Source organism: Cellulomonas sp., from assembly GCF_015234515.1.
Taxonomy (GTDB): Bacteria; Actinomycetota; Actinomycetes; order Actinomycetales; family Cellulomonadaceae; genus Cellulomonas.
The window spans coordinates 1-16792 of record NZ_JADGMY010000027.1 but is presented as its reverse complement, the minus strand read 5'-3'; the positions used below and the strand labels follow the sequence as shown (position 1 = coordinate 16792).

Sequence of the window (16792 nt, the reverse complement as noted above, 5' to 3'; positions counted from 1 at the left end):
CCTCCGCACCACCTGCCCCGGAGGGCTTCGGCGACTGGAGGACCGTACCCGATCTTCCGACCCGGTCCGACCTCCGCACCACCTGCCCCGGAGGGCTTCGGCGACTGGAGGACCGTACCCGATCTCGCGATCCGATCGATCTCCCCCACGACACTCCGGATGACGGCGCTCAGCGCCGTTCGAGAACTGCCAGGGGGTTGCCATCCCGGGGGACCGACCACCGAGTCGTGCTCGGTGTCCGTTCCTCCCTGCCGGGCGGCCGGGAGTACGTTACGCAGCGTCTCGCGGCTGCGCAAGTCGGCCGTCAGCGTCCTGCGTCACGGCGTCAGTACAGCGCTGCCGTGAGCGCCCGCCGGGCCGCGACGACGCGGGGGTCGCCGGCCCCGAGCACCTCGAAGAGGTCCACCAGACGCACCCGGACCCGCTCGCGATCCTCGGCTGCCGTCCGCTGGACCAGCTCGACCAGCCGGGCGAAGGCGTCCTCGACCGCGCCGCCGAAGACGTCGAGGTCGGCCACGGCGAGCTGGGCGTCGACGTCGTCCGGGTGGGCTGCCGCCGCCTCACGCACGGCGCGCGGGTCCGCCTGCGCCGTGCGCTCCATCAGCCCGACCTGTGCCAGGCCTGCACGCGCCATGGCGTCCCGCGGGTTCTCGCGCAGCGCCTGCTCGTAGGCGGCGCGTGCCGCGGGGAGGTCGTCGCGCTCGATCGCGTCGTACGCCGCCTGGTGCAGCGGCGGCAGAGCCGGCTCCGGCTCGGGTGCGGGAGCCGCACCACCACTCACCCTGCCGGTCACGCCGTTGGCCTCGGCCGCCGCGAGCAGCTGGTCGAGCACTGCCCGCACCTGCTCGCGCGGGTACGCCCCCTGGAAGAGCGGGACGGGCTGGCCGCCGAGCAGGGCGATGACGGTCGGCACGGACTGCGCCTGGAAGGCCGCGGCCACCTGGGGATTGCCCTCCGCGTCGATGCGCGCCAGGAGCCACCGGCCCGCGTCCTCCTCGGCCAGGGCCGCGAGATCGGCGGCCACCTGCTGGCTGACCTCGCTCCAGGGCGCCCACAGCACGACGACCACGGGGTGCTGGGCCGAGGACTGCACCACGTCGGCGAAGGTCGTCTGATCCACGTCGCGGACGTAGGTGGCCGCTGCGTCCAACCCGCCAGGGCTGCCGGGGGGCGGCGTCGCCGGGCGCACGAGCGCCGACAGGTCGACCGCGCCGCGCGCGTCGAGGGGCGGTCGGGGCTGCTGCGACGGCTGCGACATCACGAGCTCCTCGGGTTCGTCGGGGTCGGTCCGGTTCGTGACGTCACCGCGGCGCACCTGCGCCCGCGGCGTGACGTCCGTGAGAATTCTGCCCCGGCCCCGGGGGCTCCCGTGACCGCTTGCGTCGGCTTCCCCGCGCAGGTCACTGGGCGGACGCCCCCGTGACCGACTGCTCGCCGGCGATCACCTGGACCTGCGCCTCGCTGCCGGCAGGCGGCAGGTACATGACGACGACGCCCGAGAAGGTCCGCGTCAGGCTCGTGCCGGCCGTCGTCGCGCCACCCGCGAGCGCGGAGTAGAACGGCTCGACCGTGATGCTGCCGCCCGTCGCGGGCAACGTCACCGTCGACGTCGTCGCGATCTCGCTCACCACGATGGCGCCGCCGTCCACCGTCCCCAGCGTGACCACCGGCTCGGAGACCGGCGCGTAGGTCTGCGTGAGGGTCGCCGCATCACCGAGCTGCGTGACGACACCGGACCGTTCGGTCTCGATCGCGGACCGGAAGGCGTCGGGGGCGAAGCTTGCGACGTGCGGCGAGGCGTCCCCGTTCGCGAGCACGTCCGTGTACTGGGCGACGGCATCGAGCGGCGTCATGAGCAGCCCCTCGGCGTCCGGCGGCAGCGTGGGGCTGCCCTCCTCCGGCGCCGCCGTCGCCGGCGTCTCGACCGACGGCAGGAGCCGGGCCCATCCCCAGAGCTTGTACTGCTCGCGGGGCGACGCCTGCCGCAGCACGAGCACCCGGGGCGCCTGCAGGTCCGCGGGCTGCTCGGTCACGACCAGCTGCGTGCGCGGCCACGTATCCGCCTCGGGTACGAGCAGCGCCTGCTCGTCGAACGGCAGGACCGTCGGCGGGCGCGTCCCGGCGGTGGCGACGTTGCGCACGTACTCGGCCGTCCGGATCGCGAGCGCCGGGCCCTCGAGACGCGAGGCGAGCACGGTCGCGTCATTGCCGGCATCGCCGGCGGCCACGACCTCGGCCACCGAGTCGAGGACCCGCTGTGCCTGCGCGACGGACACCACGGGGGGCGCCACGGCCGGCACCGGCTCCGGGTCCGCCGTCGGCAACGGCGCGCTGCAACCGGTGAGGACGAGCAGCGGCAGGAGTGCGACAGCCATCACGCCGGGACGTCGGTGACGTCGCCGCCCGGGCTGGCCGCCCGGGCCGCCACCGACCGGCAGGGTCACGACGCGAGCAGAGCGCGCGCTCTTCATCGTTCCTCCTCCGAGGTCGTGTCGTCTTCCGTCGAGGGGAGCCCCCACGCCCGCCGCCAGGCGTCGGCGCGAGAGCCGCCCGGGGGTTCGGGCGACGAGCCCGCCCGGGGACCCGTCGGCACGGGAGTGTCGCGCAGCCATGCGGGACGGGCCTCGTCCGAGGCCGCACGAGCGTGGGACGCCGGCGCGGCTGGTGCCCCGGGGCCGCGGGCGGAGGACCGCCCGGGCGCGTCGGGACCGGAGACGCGGCCGGCGACGGGTCCGGGCGCGGGCGGGACGGCGGCCCACCCGGTCCGCTCGTGGCCGGCTCCGGGGCGCGCGGAGCCGGTCGGGGCGGGCGCGGCGGCGCGACCGGGCGTCGCGGCGCCGGCCGGGCGGGGCGCATCCGGTGACCCCGGCGCGCCGGGCGCCGGCAGTCGTCCGGCGACGGTCCGTCCGGGCTCCGGGGACGACCCGGTGGAGCCGAGCCATGCGGGCCGACCGTGCGGCCGGTCCTGCCCGGCGGCCGTACCGGCGTCGGGGACTGCCGGGGCGCTCGGGCCCGTCGCCGACCAGGGCGATGTGCCGCTGTCCACCGACCATCGCGGGGCACCCGCCGGCCGGGCCCCGCCGGGGGCAGCGGGGCCGGGCGTGGGTGCGCCGGGGCGCTCCTGCGAGGGCGCCGCCGGGACCGAGCCCGGCGACTGCGGCGCGTCCGGTCGCGGTGAGCCGTGCGGTGCGCCCTGGGGGACGGCCGGACGCCACAGGGGGCGGTCGGCGCGGTCCGGCACGCCCGCCTGCGCCGCGGCAGGAGCGGACGGCGCGGCGGGTTCAGGGGTCGCCTGGCTCTCCTGCTCGCGTGCGGCCGAGCCGAGCGACGTGACGGCGCGCAGCGCACGCCGTGTCGCGGGTGCCATCCCCCCGCGCGAGCCGGCACGCCGACCCTGGTCGACGGGAGTCCCGGGCGCGTCGTCGTCCTGGGGGGACGACGCGGGCGCCCTGGTCCCGCCGTCGGCCGTCGGCTCCAGCGCGGGGACGTCGGCGCGGGGAGCGTCGTCCCGGGGAGCGTCGTCCCGCGGCGCACGGACGGCGGTGGCGGCGACGGCACCGTGCTCGGCGAGCTCACGGAGCTGACGCCGGGTGAGCTGGACAGGTCCACCGTCCGCCCCGACGACGGGGAGCGGACCGGTGAGCACCGGGGTCCAGTCCGTGTCCGCGCCGCGGCGGCCGCGTCGGACGTCACGCAGCAGGAGCGCTGCGGACGCGAGCACGAGCAGCGCCCCCACGACCACGCACGGCCAGAGCCACGGCGTGGTGACGACCTGCGGCCACGCGAGCGAGAGCCGCAGCGGGCTCCCGTCGGTGCTCGCCGCCAGCACGCTCCAGCGTCCCGGCTGTGCGGTCCACGTGATCTCGGCCTCGCCGTCACCGGTCGCCTCGACCGTCCACATGTCGGAGCCTGCGGGGTCGGGGACCGCGGGCGCCTCGTCCTCGGCGGGCGCCTCGTCCTCGACGGCTGCCTCGTCCTCGACGGCTGCCTCACCCTCGACGGGCGCCTCGTCCTGCGGGGTCGCCGACGTCTCCGCGGTCGGGGTCGGCGCCGCGACGTCCTCCGCTGCGAGGTCGTGCCAGCCGGAGAGGCCCGTCACGCGCTGGTGCGGGTCCTCCCCCACCCATCCGAGGACGTCGGTGTCGCGGCCGATCGCCAGGACCACCGGCCCGTCGGCCTCGGCGCGCACGGTCACCTCGGATGCGGCCAGCTCGAGCACGCCCGGGTCGGTGACGACCAGGGGCTCGTCGGCCTGCAGCTGCGCCACGAGCACGTCATCGGCACGCCACAGGGTCGCTGACGCGACCCCGAGGGCGATGACCACGACCCCCAGGAGCCCGACGATCGCGACGACCAGTCGCTTGAGCACGCACTGTCCTCTCCGCTGACGAACGACCCAGGATAGGCAGACAGGGCCCGACTGAAGGAAACCGGGGCGGGTGACAGCCGTGATCGTCACGGCTCCTCCACGCCTCTGTCACGGGCGCCGGAGCCCCGGCGGGACGTTACGGGACGAACCGGACGGCCTCCACGGGAACGGTCCCGGGAAGGTCGCCCGCGCACCCGTCCGGGAGCCGTCGGACGGCGCCCACGAGGCGAACAGCCCTGGTCACGGCAGGTCCGCCGCGTATCCTGGGCGAGGGGCACCGGCCCGTCGAGGAGGACCTCGGCCGCAGCCGCCCGCCGGGCCCCTCTCCCAGGAGGATCACCCGTGCCCGAAGCTCGGAACCCGTTTCCCGTCGTCAACTTCCGCGGTTACGACCGTGACGCGGTCGACGAGGCGCTCACGTCTCTCGAGCAGGCCCTGGCCGACGCGCGCGCCCAGGTCGAGGCGCTCGACTCGGAGAAGCTGAAGGTCGCCGGCGAGCTCTCCGAGGCGCACCGCCAGCTGCGCGAGGCGGAGCGGCCCACGTACGCGGGCCTCGGGTCGCGGATCGAGCAGCTGCTGCGGTCGGCCGAGGAGCAGTCCTCCGACGTCATGTCGCAGGCGAACGCCCAGGCCGCCGACGCGTTGGCGCGCGCGAAGCTCGCGGCGGGCCAGCTGCGCGCCCGGGCCGAGAACGAGGTCGCGGAGCTGCTCGCGACGGCCCGGCGGGAGGCCGAGGAGATCCGGACGACCGCGGCCGCGGAGACCGAGAGCGCGCTCGTCGCGGCACAGCGTCGCGCGGAGGAGCTCGTCGGATCGGCCGAGCGGGAGGCGGCGCGGATCCAGAGCGCGATCGCCACGGAGGAGAGCGAGCGGCGCACGTCCCTCGAGCGTGAGCTGGGCACGCTGCGCGCGAGGGTCGAGCACGAGGCGACCCAGCTGCGCATCGCCACCGAGCGGACGGCGACCGAGCTGCGGACCCGCACCGAGTCCGAGATGGCCCTGCTGCGCGAGGAGTCGGAGCGCTACGCGCAGGACCTGCGCCAGAGCGCGGACCAGGACACCACCGAGCTGCGCCAGCGCGTCGAGGCCGAGGTCGCGGTGCTGCGCGCCGACGCCGAGCGCTATGCCGCGCGCCTGCGCTCGGACGTGAACGCCGAGGTCGCGGCATGGCGGCAGTCGGCGGCGGAGGAGACGACCGCTCTGCGGGCAGCGGCCGCCGAGTACGCGGACGCGACGCGCGGAACGGCCGACCGTGACGCTGCCGCGCTGCAGCAGCGGGTGGCCGCAGAGGTCGCCGCCCTGCGCAGCGAGGCGGAGCAGTACGCGGGTTACGTCCGCGCGACCGCGGAGCGCGAGGTGGGCGAGCTGCGGGCCTCGACGAGCGACGAGATCGGCCGGGCACGCGCCGAGGCCGAGGACGCCGTCGCGACCCTGCGGACGGAGTCCGAGCAGTACGCCGCACAGCTGCGGGCGCTGGCGGACCGCGAGACGACCGAGCAGCGCGAGCGCACGGCGTACGAGGTCGCGCACCTGCGCGAGACCGCACAGCGTGAGACCGACGAGCTGCGGACCACCACCGACCGGGAGACCGCCGAGGCGCGCGCCGCCGCCGAGCGGGAGACGACCGAGCTGCGCGAGCGGACCCGCCTGGAGGTCGAGCGTCTCCAGACGGAGGCCCGCCGCGCGATCTCCGAGGCGACGACGCAGGCTCGCACGCGCGCCGACGAGCTCGTGCGTCGCGCCGAGCAGCAGCTCGCGGACGCCGAGCTCGCGATCGCCGCCCAGCACGAGGCCGCCGAGCGGCACGACGCCGAGCGGCACGAGTCGGCCCGGGCGGAGACCGAGCGGCTGGTCGCCGACGCCGAGGCGCACGCGTCGGAGGCGGAGGAGCGTGTGGCCAAGGCGCTCGCGCACGCGGAGAAGGTCCGGGTCGAGTCGGAGAAGCAGGCGGCCGAGCTGCTGGCGAACGCGCGGCGCAACGCCGACCGGGCGGTCGCCGAGGCTCGGGAGCACGCGGAGAAGCAGATCTCGGACGCGCTGACCGAGGCCGAGCGTGAGCGCACCACGGCCACCCGCCAGGTCGAGGACCTGCACCGGCAGCGCGAGTCGATCACGTCCTACCTCGACGAGCTGCGGCACCTCCTGGGCACCAACCCGGACCCCGCCGCACTCGAGAAGGCGGGCAAGATCGAGGCGCAGTTCGCCCAGGCGCAGGCCACCGGACCGGCACGGGACACCGACACCGCGGCCGAGCGCGGGGGGCCGGCGAGCGGCAGCCCGCAGGCGGGCCCGGTGCGCAAGGAGCCCGCGCGGGAGAGCTCGGCGCAGGAGACGTCGTCTGCGCCGAGCGCACCGCAGGGCCAGGCGCAGGGCGACGCGTCCACCGACGCGCCCACCCCTGACGCCCCCACCTCGACCGACAGCTCGGCACGGCCCTCGACCGACCAGCCCAACCCCCCGGTGCGCCCGGTGCGCCCCGTGCGCACCTCGAAGTCGCGCCCGGCCCCCGTCTCGGCCGCCGTCCCGGTGGTGCCGTCCCCCGCGGTGCGCAACGAGCAGGACGACGCCGCACAGGACGCCTCGCCGGGCGCGCGCTGAGCGCCGGCACGTGAGCACACGATGACCCCCCAGCAGCCGGCACCCGGCGACCCGGCGGACGGTCCGGCACGCCGGACGGACGGCGGTGGCTCCGGCGTGAGCGAGGACGACGCCGCCCGGTGGCGCGCGCAGCGCCGGGAGGCGGCCGGAGCCCATGCCGAGGCGCTCGCCGCGCGTCAGCGGGCCGAGTCCGCGCGGGCACGCGCGATGATCGGGGAGTTCCTCGCCGAGGCACGGGTGCGAGGTGTCGCACCCGTGCCCCTGCACGTGCGCTCGTACGACGGCCGCGCGCGGTACCGGACACCGCTCGAGGGCTGGTACCTGCGCCGGGACGAGACGGTGGGCGTCGACACGTCCGGGGAGTTCTACGTGCTGACGACTCCCCGGAGCCTCGTCGCACGCTTCCGGGGGGTGCGGCCGGCGCCGCAGGACCCGCCGCTCGTCATCGGGGCGGGCGGCAAGGACGGCGAGTCCATCGACATGCCCGACGCGCTGGCGCGCGTCCTCGCCGGCGAGGTCTGACGCACCTCCCGGCGCCGACGGGGCTCAGCCCCGAGGCTCGTGGACCCGCTGCAGCAGCTCGGCCAGCGCGGTGCGCACCGCCGCCGGGTCCTCGACCGCCGACAGGTGCCCGACGCGCGGGACCACGACGAGCAGCGCCTGGTCGACTGCGGCCGCCATGTGCTCGGCGGAGTCGGCACCGGTGACCTCGTCCTCGTCCCCGACGACCACCACGACCGGACCGCGGAAGTCCGCCAGCACGTCCGTGCGGTCGGGGCGGGCCGCCATCGCCCGCTGCGCCCAGGCCACCCGCGCGGGGTCCTGCTCCCCGATCCACGCGGTGACGCGCTCGACCACCTCGGGACGCGCGCTGCGCGTCGTCTCCCCCAGCAGCACGTCGGGCATGCCGCGCACGGGGTCGACGGTGCCGGCAGCCTGCACCTCGTCCGCGACGCTGCGGCGCCTCGCCGCGGCCTCCGGGGTGTCGGCCGTGGACTTGGTGTCGACGAGAGCGAGCCCGGCCACGAGCTCGGGGTGGCGCTCGAGCAGCGCAAGGGCCACGTAGCCGCCCATCGAGAGCCCGGCGACCACGGCCGGCCCGTCCCCCGCGCCGCGGATGACGGCGGCGACATGGTCGGCCGCGTCCTCGAGCGACGGGTCGGGCAACGGCTCGCCCACCGGCACCGGCAGGTCGGGCGCGAGCACCCGGTGCGTCCTCCCGAGATCGGCCGCGACGTCGTCCCACATGCGGTGGTCCAGCGGGAAGGCGTGCAGCAGGACGATCGGCGTGGTGGTCATGCGTCCTCCAGGGTGCGGTCGACGTCGGCTCCTGCGTGGCAGTCAGGGCCTCGCCCGGTGGCGTCCTCCCGCGGGAGGTGCGCTCTGGAGCCTAGCGACGACTCCTGCGGTCCGGGCGCGCGAGAGCGCCGCGGCGCGCTCGAGCAGCACGGCGACACCGTCGTCGGCGTTCGACGGCAGCGTGTCGTGCGCCGCGGCCCGGACCGCGGGGTGGGCGTTGGCGACGGCGAACGCCCGGCCGGCCCAGCCGAGCATGGGCAGGTCGTTCGGGGCGTCACCGACCGCCCAGACCTGTGCCGGCGCGATGCCCCGTGCCGCGGCCCACGCGGCGAGCGTCGCGGCCTTCGTGACCCCCGGCGCGGCGATCTCGCCGAGCGCACCGGCGGCGGACGACGTGACGTGCGCGAGGTCCCCGAGCACGGCCTGCGCGTCGGCGACGAACGTGTCGGCGTCCTGCGCGCGACCGGGTGCGCGCAGCAGGAGCTTGAGCGTGGTCACGGGCAGCACGTCCTCGATCCGCGCCGCGGTCGCGCTGCCGGGCGGGACGACGTGCTCGGAGACGAAGCCGTGCTCGGACGCGAAGCCGTCCGCGCTCTCGGCCGCCAGGTGCACCGCGTCGGCCCCCCACGCCGCGCGGAGCCGCTCGGCGACCTCGGTGACGCGACGCCGGTCCATGCCGTGCTCCTCGAGCACCCGGAGCCCTGCGACGTCCACGACGGACGCCCCGTTGGCGCAGATCGCCACGCCGTGACCGGCGACGTGCGCGGCGAGCTCGGCGAGCCAGCGGTGCGGCCGTGCGGTCAGGAACACGACGTCGAGCCCGGCGGCCTCGGCGTCCGCGAGCGCGGCCGCGGTCCGACGCGACACCGCGCCGTCGGGGCCGAGGAGCGTGCCGTCGAGGTCGCTGGCGACGAGCCGCACGTCGTGCCGCGCGTCGGGGCGGTCGCCGTCGACCGGGTCGACGGTCATCGACGCGTCGGCCCGCGTCGGGTCCGTGCCTGCCAGCAGGAGGAGTGCCAGTGCCGCCGCTCGTCGACGCCGTCGCCCCGCCACGAGTCCGTGCGCCAGGCCACGACGTGCCCGGTCCCCACCGGGACCGTCTGGTCGCAGCCGGGGCAGCGGTACTCGCGGTCCGAGCCCCGGACCTGCTGCACGACCCACTCGCCGTCGGGCCCGGCCTCGGCGCGTCGGCCGCCGGTCGCGCGCTCGACGTCGAGCGGCACGTACGGGGCGCCGTACGGTCGGCGGTCGGAGCGACGGGAGCGGGGCACGGGCCCATCCTCACCCGAGGGGCCGCGCCGGCACCAACGCCGCCGCCCGGGGCCCGCCTGGCTCCCCCGGCGTGGGAGAAGCCGAACGGGCCCCGGGCGGCAGAGGGTCACAGGGTGGCGGCGGACTCCGGCGTGGGGATCTCGCCGGTGCGGACCAGCTCCCGGTACCAGCGGGCGGAGTCCTTGAGCGTGCGCACCTGGGTGTCGTAGTCCACGTGCACGACGCCGAACCGGCGGTCGTACCCGTACGCCCACTCGAAGTTGTCGAAGAGCGACCACACGAAGTAGCCGCGCACGTCGACGCCCTTGTCCATCGCCTCGCCCACGGCGTCCAGGTGGTCGTGGAGGTAGGCGACGCGCTCGACGTCGTGGACACGGCCGTCCTCGGTGACCGTGTCGTAGAACGCCGCGCCGTTCTCGGTGACGGCGAGGGGGAGCTCCGGGTAGCGCTCGTGCAGCTCGAGGAGCAGGTCCACGAGGCCCTGGGGCTCGATGTTCCAGCCCATGGCCGTGTACGGGCCGGGCTGCTTGAGCCACTCGACCTGGTCGGCCCCGACCCAGGGGCTCACCTGGGACGAGCGGTGGCCGTCAGGACCCGGCTTGCCGTCACCGACCGGCGGGGTGCCGTGCTGCACGCGCCCCGTCGAGTAGTAGTTGACGCCGAGCAGGTCGATCGGGACGTTGATGAGCTCGAGGTCACCGTCCTGGATGAAGGACCAGTCGCTGACGGCGGCCGTGTCGGCGAACACGCGCTCCGGGTAGGCGCCCTCGAGGAGCGGCCCGAGGAAGACCTCGTTGGCGATCGTGTCGATCCGGCGCTTGGCCTCGACGTCCGCCGGGTCGTAGGACGCGGCGCGCGTGACGTGCAGGTTGAGCGTGATGGAGACCGGGGTGTCGGCGCCCAGCTCCTCGCGGATCGCGGTGGCCGCGAGCCCGTGGGCGAGGTTGAGGTGGTGGACGGCCGCGAGGGCCGCAGCCGGGTCCGTGACGCCGGGAGCGTGCACACCGGAGGCGTAGCCGAGGAAGGACGAGCACCAGGGCTCGTTGAGCGTGGTCCACAGGTGGATGCGGTCACCCAGCGCACGGGCGACGACGCGGGCGTACTCGGCGAACGCGTACGCGGTCGCGCGGTTGGTCCAGCCACCCTCGTCCTCGAGCGCCTGCGGCAGGTCCCAGTGGTACAGCGTCACGACGGGCTCGATGCCCGCGGCGACGAGCCGGTCCACCAGGTCGGAGTAGAAGTCCAGGCCGGCCTGGTTCACCTCTCCGGTGCCGAAGGGCACGATGCGGGACCAGGCGATGGAGAACCGGTAGGCCTGCAGGCCCAGCTCGCTCATGATGGCGACGTCCTCCGGCACGCGGTGGTAGTGGTCGACGGCGACGTCACCGGTGTCGCCGTCGAGCACCTTGCCAGGAGTGTGGGAGAACGTGTCCCAGATCGACGGCGCGCGGCCGTCCTCGTGGACGGCGCCCTCGATCTGGTACGACGCGGTCGCCGAGCCCCAGAGGAAGTCGCCGGGGAACTGGCGGCCGGACGGCCTCGTCGTGCGGGTCATGGCATGGCCTCCGAGAGGTGGGGGGGTCGCGGGTGCGGCGGACCGTGGGAGGGCTCTCACGAGCCCGGGCGGCGTCGCTGCCGGACGGATCGAATCGATACGATACACAGCCTGGGACCGCTCCCGCACCCCTGGGACGACTCCTGGCACGGCAGGACGGGCGCGGGACCACCTCCCACCGTAGGGCCGACCGCCCGGCGTCGGCCCCCTGACCGCGCGCTAGGGTGAGCCGAACCACGGGCCGGACGCGCGGACGGGCGCGAGCGGAACGTGACGAACGGGAGCGACGTGGCCACCACCATCGATGACGTGGCACGGGCGGCAGGGGTCTCGACCTCGACCGTCTCCTACGTGCTGTCCGGCAAACGACCCATCTCGGCGCCGACGCGGCAGCGGGTCGAGCGGGCGATCCGCGATCTCGGCTACCGGCCGCACGCCGGGGCACGGGCACTGGCCTCCAGCCGGACCGACGTGCTCGGCCTCATGGCGCCGCTGCGCGTCGACGTCAACTTCTCGGTGATCATGCAGTTCGTCACCGGCGTCGTGGCCGCTGCCCGCACGTTCGGCCACGACGTGCTGCTGCTCACCTCCGACGAGATCGCCGACATGGAGCGTGTCGCGTCAGGCTCCATGGTCGACGCACTCGTCATGATGGACATCGAGGCCGACGACCCCCGCGTGCCGGTCCTCACCGGCCTGAGCCAGCCTGCCGTCCTCATCGGCCTGCCGCGCGACCCCGAGGGGCTGTCGTGCGTGGACCTGGACTTCGCTGCCGCAGGCCGGCTCGCCGTCGACCACCTCGCCCGCCTGGGCCACCGTCGGATCGCTCTCATCGGGTCGCCGCGTGCCGTGATGGAACGTCACACCTCGTACGCCGAACGCATGCTCGAGGGCTTCATGCGGGGCGTGGCGGAGACCGGCGCCCAGGGCGTGGTCGAGGCGTGCGAGTCCTCGGCCGCGGGCGCGTCCGACGCCGTCGACAAGGTGCTCGCGCGGCTGCCCGACGTCACCGCGCTCGTCGTCCACAACGAGGTCGCACTCCCGTGGGTGCTCGCCACGCTGCGGGAGCGCGGTCGGCTCGTGCCGGACGACGTCTCGGTGGTGGCGCTGTGCCCGGCCGACGTCGCGCTGGGTCAGCTGCTGCCCCTGACGAGCGTCGACCTGCCGGCCCAGGCCATCGGCGAGCTCGCGGTCGAGATGGCGATGGCGCGGGTCGTGCGGGACGAGCCCGCCGAGACGCGGCTGCTGGCGCCTCAGCTCGTCGAGCGCGGGAGCACCGCAGCCCGACCCGCGTGACGCAGGTCCGCCCTGGCGCAGCGCCCTCCCGTCACGCGACCCATGCCCCTGCTCGGGCGACGCGGACCGGACGCAGGTCCGCCGTCGTGACCACGAGGTCGGCCCGCCGGCCCGCGACCAGCGCCCCCACGTCGTCCCGGCCCAGGACCTGCGCCGGCGTCGCCGACGCGGCGCGGACCGCGTCCACCAGCGGCACCCCGGCATCGACGGTCGCACGCACGACGTCGAGCAGGTGCGCGACGCCGCCGGCGATCGCACCGGCCTGGGGGGCGGCCCCCGGTCGGTCCACGAGCACGCGCGCCACACCGCCCGCCACCCGCACGGCCTGCGGTCCCAGCCGGTAGTCGCCGTCGGGCATCCCGGCGGCCGCGATGGCGTCCGTGACCAGCACCGCGCCGTCCGGGCCCACGAGCTCCATGACGGCCCGCACGGTCGCCGGCGCGAGGTGGGTGCTGTCGGCGACCAGCTCGACGACGAGCTCACCACGGGCGGCAGCGCCGAGGCACGCGGCCACCGGGCCCGGCTCGCGGTGGTGCAGCGGGGGCATGCCGTTGAACAGGTGCGTCGCGGTCGGACGTGTGCCGCGCGCACGGTCCGACGTCGAGAGCAGGTCGAAGGCGCGCGCGATCGCGGCGTCCACCCGCTCGGCCGACGCGTCGGTGTGCCCCACCGACGGCAGCGCGCCGGCGGCCACGAGCGCGGCCAGGACGTCGTCACCGCCGTCGGCCACCCCCGGCACCTCGGGTGCCACGGTCATCGAGACCAGGTGCCCTCGCGCCGCGGCGGCGAGCTCGCGGACGAGGTCCGGGTCACCGTCGACCATGTCGGGTGGATGCTGCGCACCGGCGCGCACGCGGGAGAGGAAGGGCCCCTCGAGGTGGATCCCGGCCACGACGCCCGCGTCGGCGGCCGCCGCCAGCAGGGCGGTCCGGGCGAGCAGCGCGGCCCGCGGAGCGGTGACGAGGGAGGCGACGAGCGTCGTCGTCCCGTGGCGCAGGTGGTCGTCGGCGGCGCGACGGACGTCGTCAGGGCCCGTCGCATCGGGGAAGCTCGCTCCCCCGCCGCCGTGGCAGTGCAGGTCGACGAGGCCGGGCAGCACCCGGGTCCCCGCGGGAGGGACCGGAGGCAGGCGCGCCACGGGCGAGTCCTTTGCGGGCCCCACCCACAGGACCCGCCCGTCGCGGGCCACGACGAGCGCATCGGTGAGCACGCCTCTCGGCGTCACCACGTCACCGCGCACCGTGATCGCGCCGGGAGCATCTGAGAGACCGACCGCCATGCCCCCATCCTCCCGCGCGGCCCGCTCGCGGCCGGGACGTCCCGGTGAGGGGCGCGTCGTCAGCGCCCGGGCGCCCGTCCGGGGCCGTCCTCGGCGTCCCGCGCGCGGGCGACGAGACCGGCGACCAGCCCGCCCGCGGTACCGCCGACGGTCGGCAGACCGACCATGTCCCACAGCAGTCCGGGGCCCAGGTCCCACGGCCACGACGAGAGCAGCACGCCCGCCTGCACCACACCCACGACCGCACCGCCCACCAGGCCGACCAGCGCGTACACGCCGACCGACCGCCCGAGTCGCGTCAGCAGCGCGCGCGCCAGCAGCACGAGCGGCACCGCGCACAGCACGGCCGGACCGGCCGCGTACAGCAGCCAGAGCGCCGGGACCGTCACGGCCGAGACGCTCGGACCCTGCGCCACCACGACGGCGACCGCCCGCACCAGCCACACCGTCAGCGCCGCAGCCACCACCCCGGCCACGGCCGGAAGCGTCCACAGCCGCGTCATGCGCGCACCGCCGCCACCAGGCGCAGCACGTCCTGCGCCGCACCTGACGCGACGGGCAGCCGCGCGAGCGTGACGAGCCTGCCCACGAGCGGCGCCAGCCCGTCGACGAGCAGACGCGTGCGTCGGGCGTCCGGCGACGTGTCATGGACCCAGAAGACGGTGATGCCGAGCTGCGCGAGCCACAGCAGCTCCGGCAGGTCCGCGCGCAGAGCCGCCGGCACAGCGGGCCGGGCCCCGTCGACGACCTCACGGAACAGGGTGCGGCTGAGCTCCGCGGTCGCCTTCGACGACTCCGAGAACGGGCTCGCGGGCGAGCCCGGGCGGATCGCGGCCCCGATGGACTCAGCCCCGAACTGCCGGTACGGGCCGAAGACGTCGATGCCGGTGCGCCACGCGGTCCGCAGCCGCGACGCGAGGTCACCGCCCGGCGTCAGCAGCGCCCGCGTGCGCGCGACCTGCTCGCGGTTGACCTCGAGGTAGAGCTCCTGCACGAGGTCGTCCTTGGACCGGAAGTGGTGGTAGGCGTTGCCCACCGCGACCCCGGCCTCCTGGGCGACGGCCCGCATCGTCGTCGCGTCGTACCCGCGCTCGCGGAACAGCCGCAGCGCCGTGGTGCGGATCAGGTCACGGGTCTCCACCGCCGTGCGGCGTGTGCGCGACTCGGGGTGGTCGACTGGTCCGGTGGCCGTCGCGTCGGCCGGCTGGGTGCTCACCGCCTGATTGAACACGTTCACGCGGACATGTCCAAGGCAGGCCGGCTGCTCGCGCCGCGCGCGTCAGAACAGGCGGGAGTGGACGTCGTCGACACCGCGCATCGCGTCGTAGTCCAGGACGAGGCAGGAGATGCCACGGTCCACCGCGAGCACCCGCGCCTGCGGCTTGATCTCCTGCGCCGCGAAGACCCCGCGCACCGGGGTCAGCAGGGGATCGCGGTTGAGCAGCTCCAGGTACCGGGTGAGCTGCTCCACGCCGTCGATGTCGCCCCGACGCTTGATCTCGACCGCCACCGTCCCCCCGTCCGGGGCCTTGGCGAGGATGTCGACGGGTCCGATGGCGGTGGGGTACTCGCGGCGCACGAGCGTGTGCCCTGTCCCGAGCAGGACGATCTGCGCGGCGAGCAGCTCCTGCAGGTGCGCCTCGACGCCGTCCTTGACCAGACCGGGGTCGACACCGAGCTCATGGGCGCTGTCGTGGTGCACGTCGTACAGGTCGATGACCAGACGGTCGTCGGACTTGGCGTGCTGCACCGTCCAGACCTGCGTCACACCCGCCGCGCGCTGGTCCGCGTCGGGCTCGCCCACCACGAGCGAGCAGGGAGGGCTCATCCAGTTCAGCGGCTTGTAGGAGCCGCCGTCCGAGTGCAGGAGCACGGACCCGTCCGCCTTGACGACGACGAGCCGACGGGCGCGCGGCAGGTGCGCCGCGAGCCTGCCCGTGTACCGCGCGGCACACTCCGCCACGACCAGGCGCATGCGCGCTCTCCTCCGATTGCTGCGGGACTCAGATGACCTTGCCGACCCGGGACGGCGTCGCCTCGAGCCACGACGTGAACCCCGCGTACGCGTCGGCGGACATCTGCAGCCGGACCTCCCGGGGTGGACCGCCGGACGCCGGCACGAGGCGGCAGCGCGCCACGACGGCCGGCGGGCGGTCCTGCACCGGCGGCGCGACCGTGCGCTCGAGCACCACGATGCTGCCGCGCGACCACCGGCGAGCCGGGCGCGGCACGATCGAGAGCCGACGCCACCAGTAGAGCGTCACGGCGCCGTACTGCCCGACACCGCGGGCCCACGACGTGCGTCCCCGCCGGTCGACCTCGCCCAGGAGGCACGAGAACGCCCCCACCCGGCGCGCGAGCGTCCGGGTGCGTGAGAGCCACAGCCCTGCGACGACACCCGCACCGGCCAACAGCGCAGCCACGACCACGGCGACCCATGCCGCACCGCTCATGCCGTGACCTCCACGCCGACGTCCTGCGGGTCAGCGCCCGGCCGGGGCGGCGCCCGCCGCCGTCGAGACCGAGTCGACCACGATCGTCACCTGGTCCGAGTCGACGGACAGGAATCCTCCGTCGACCTGCCAGGAGAGCGGAGCGCCGCCGCCCGCCGGGAGCACACGGACCGCCCCCGGCCGCAGCACGGACAGGATCGGCGTGTGACCGACGAGGATGCCGATATCACCCTCGGCGGCCGGCGCCGACACCTGACGCGCGGCGCCGGACCACACCTTGCCGTCCGCTGCGACGACGTCGACCTCGAGCTGTGCCACCGTGCTGCCTCCTCAGTCCGTACCGTACGTCGTCTGGGTCCGAGGACTCAGACGCCGTACTCCTTCTGGATGCGGGCCCAGTTGCGCTCGAGGTCCTCGAGGCCACCGATGTTGAAGAACGCCTGCTCGGAGATGTGGTCGAACTCGCCGTCCGCGATCTTCTTGAACGCCTCGACGGTCTCGCTCACCGGGACCGTCGAGCCGACGACACCGGTGAACTTCTCGGCCATGTAGGTGTTCTGCGAGAGGAACTGCTGGATGCGGCGCGCACGCGCGACGATCGTCTTGTCCTCCTCGGAGAGCTCGTCGACGCCGAGGATCGCGATGATGTCCTGGAGCTCCTTGTTGCGCTG

General features: G+C 75.5%; 16 protein-coding genes and 1 pseudogene. 3 read left to right on the top strand and 14 right to left on the bottom strand.

Features of this window, described 5'->3' with window-relative positions; genetic code table 11:
- Nucleotides 1-325 precede the first annotated feature (325 nt).
- The 3 genes from IR158_RS13700 to IR158_RS13690 all read right to left on the bottom strand — a co-directional run bounded on the left by IR158_RS13700 (nt 326) and on the right by IR158_RS13690 (nt 4369).
- The gene (locus IR158_RS13700) at nt 326-1258 is read right to left on the bottom strand and encodes a tetratricopeptide repeat protein (protein ID WP_291813942.1); all 933 of its coding nucleotides are present in this window, start codon (nt 1256-1258) and stop codon (nt 326-328) included.
- Nucleotides 1259-1400: 142 nt separating this feature from the next.
- Nucleotides 1401-2471: a hypothetical protein gene (locus IR158_RS13695; RefSeq protein WP_291813940.1), complete on the bottom strand. Its 1071-nt coding sequence runs from the start codon at nt 2469-2471 to the stop codon at nt 1401-1403.
- Nucleotides 2468-4369: a hypothetical protein gene (locus IR158_RS13690; RefSeq protein ID WP_291813938.1), complete on the bottom strand. Its 1902-nt coding sequence runs from the start codon at nt 4367-4369 to the stop codon at nt 2468-2470. The genes IR158_RS13695 and IR158_RS13690 overlap by 4 nt, the downstream gene beginning before the upstream one ends.
- Nucleotides 4370-4711: 342 nt before the next feature.
- Between IR158_RS13690 and IR158_RS13685 the strand changes: the two genes are divergently transcribed.
- Nucleotides 4712-6967, top strand: a complete 2256-nt coding sequence (locus IR158_RS13685) for a hypothetical protein (RefSeq protein WP_291813936.1) — start codon at nt 4712-4714, stop codon at nt 6965-6967.
- Nucleotides 6968-6988: 21 nt separating this feature from the next.
- Nucleotides 6989-7489, top strand: a complete 501-nt coding sequence (locus tag IR158_RS13680) for a hypothetical protein (protein ID WP_291813934.1) — start codon at nt 6989-6991, stop codon at nt 7487-7489.
- A 24-nt stretch (nt 7490-7513) separates the two neighbouring features.
- Here IR158_RS13680 and IR158_RS13675 read toward each other — a convergent pair whose 3' ends face one another.
- The 4 genes from IR158_RS13675 to IR158_RS13660 form a co-directional block, all read right to left on the bottom strand.
- Entirely contained in the window at nt 7514-8266 is a 753-nt protein-coding gene (locus IR158_RS13675; protein WP_291813932.1) for an alpha/beta hydrolase, read from the bottom strand.
- A 42-nt stretch (nt 8267-8308) separates the two neighbouring features.
- On the bottom strand, nt 8309-9235 hold the full coding sequence (locus tag IR158_RS13670) for an HAD family hydrolase (RefSeq protein WP_291813930.1): 927 nt from the start codon (nt 9233-9235) through the stop codon (nt 8309-8311).
- Nucleotides 9232-9537 carry a hypothetical protein gene (locus tag IR158_RS13665; RefSeq protein ID WP_291813928.1) on the bottom strand — a complete coding sequence of 102 codons (306 nt, stop codon included), beginning with the start codon at nt 9535-9537 and terminating at the stop codon, nt 9232-9234. Before IR158_RS13665 ends, IR158_RS13670 begins: the two co-directional genes overlap by 4 nt.
- 107 nt (nt 9538-9644) lie before the next feature.
- Nucleotides 9645-11093: a GH1 family beta-glucosidase gene (locus IR158_RS13660; RefSeq protein ID WP_291813926.1), complete on the bottom strand. Its 1449-nt coding sequence runs from the start codon at nt 11091-11093 to the stop codon at nt 9645-9647.
- 288 nt (nt 11094-11381) lie between these two features.
- Here IR158_RS13660 and IR158_RS13655 point away from each other — a divergent pair, with 288 nt between their 5' ends.
- Nucleotides 11382-12389 (top strand): LacI family DNA-binding transcriptional regulator, encoded by a 1008-nt coding sequence (locus IR158_RS13655; protein WP_291813924.1) that lies wholly within the window; start codon nt 11382-11384, stop codon nt 12387-12389.
- 31 nt (nt 12390-12420) lie between these two features.
- Here the strand turns inward: IR158_RS13655 and IR158_RS13650 are convergent, their stop codons facing one another.
- The 7 genes and pseudogenes from IR158_RS13650 to IR158_RS13620 form a co-directional block, all read right to left on the bottom strand.
- On the bottom strand, nt 12421-13668 hold the full coding sequence (locus IR158_RS13650) for an amidohydrolase family protein (RefSeq protein ID WP_291813922.1): 1248 nt from the start codon (nt 13666-13668) through the stop codon (nt 12421-12423).
- 59 nt (nt 13669-13727) lie between these two features.
- The gene (locus IR158_RS13645) at nt 13728-14171 is read right to left on the bottom strand and encodes a hypothetical protein (protein ID WP_291813920.1); all 444 of its coding nucleotides are present in this window, start codon (nt 14169-14171) and stop codon (nt 13728-13730) included.
- Nucleotides 14168-14884 (bottom strand): TetR family transcriptional regulator, encoded by a 717-nt coding sequence (locus IR158_RS13640; RefSeq protein WP_366928445.1) that lies wholly within the window; start codon nt 14882-14884, stop codon nt 14168-14170. The genes IR158_RS13645 and IR158_RS13640 overlap by 4 nt, the downstream gene beginning before the upstream one ends.
- A gap of 63 nt (nt 14885-14947) precedes the next feature.
- Nucleotides 14948-15643, bottom strand: coding sequence for an endonuclease NucS (nucS, locus tag IR158_RS13635; protein ID WP_291813918.1), 696 nt, complete (start codon nt 15641-15643; stop codon nt 14948-14950).
- 28 nt (nt 15644-15671) lie between these two features.
- A complete protein-coding gene (locus IR158_RS13630; RefSeq protein WP_291813916.1) occupies nt 15672-16121 on the bottom strand; it encodes a DUF2550 family protein in 450 nt (149 codons plus the stop codon).
- A 30-nt stretch (nt 16122-16151) separates the two neighbouring features.
- Nucleotides 16152-16439 carry a F0F1 ATP synthase subunit epsilon gene (locus tag IR158_RS13625; protein ID WP_291813914.1) on the bottom strand — a complete coding sequence of 96 codons (288 nt, stop codon included), beginning with the start codon at nt 16437-16439 and terminating at the stop codon, nt 16152-16154.
- 47 nt (nt 16440-16486) lie between these two features.
- A pseudogene (locus IR158_RS13620) lies at nt 16487-16792 on the bottom strand (F0F1 ATP synthase subunit beta); the annotation flags it as partial.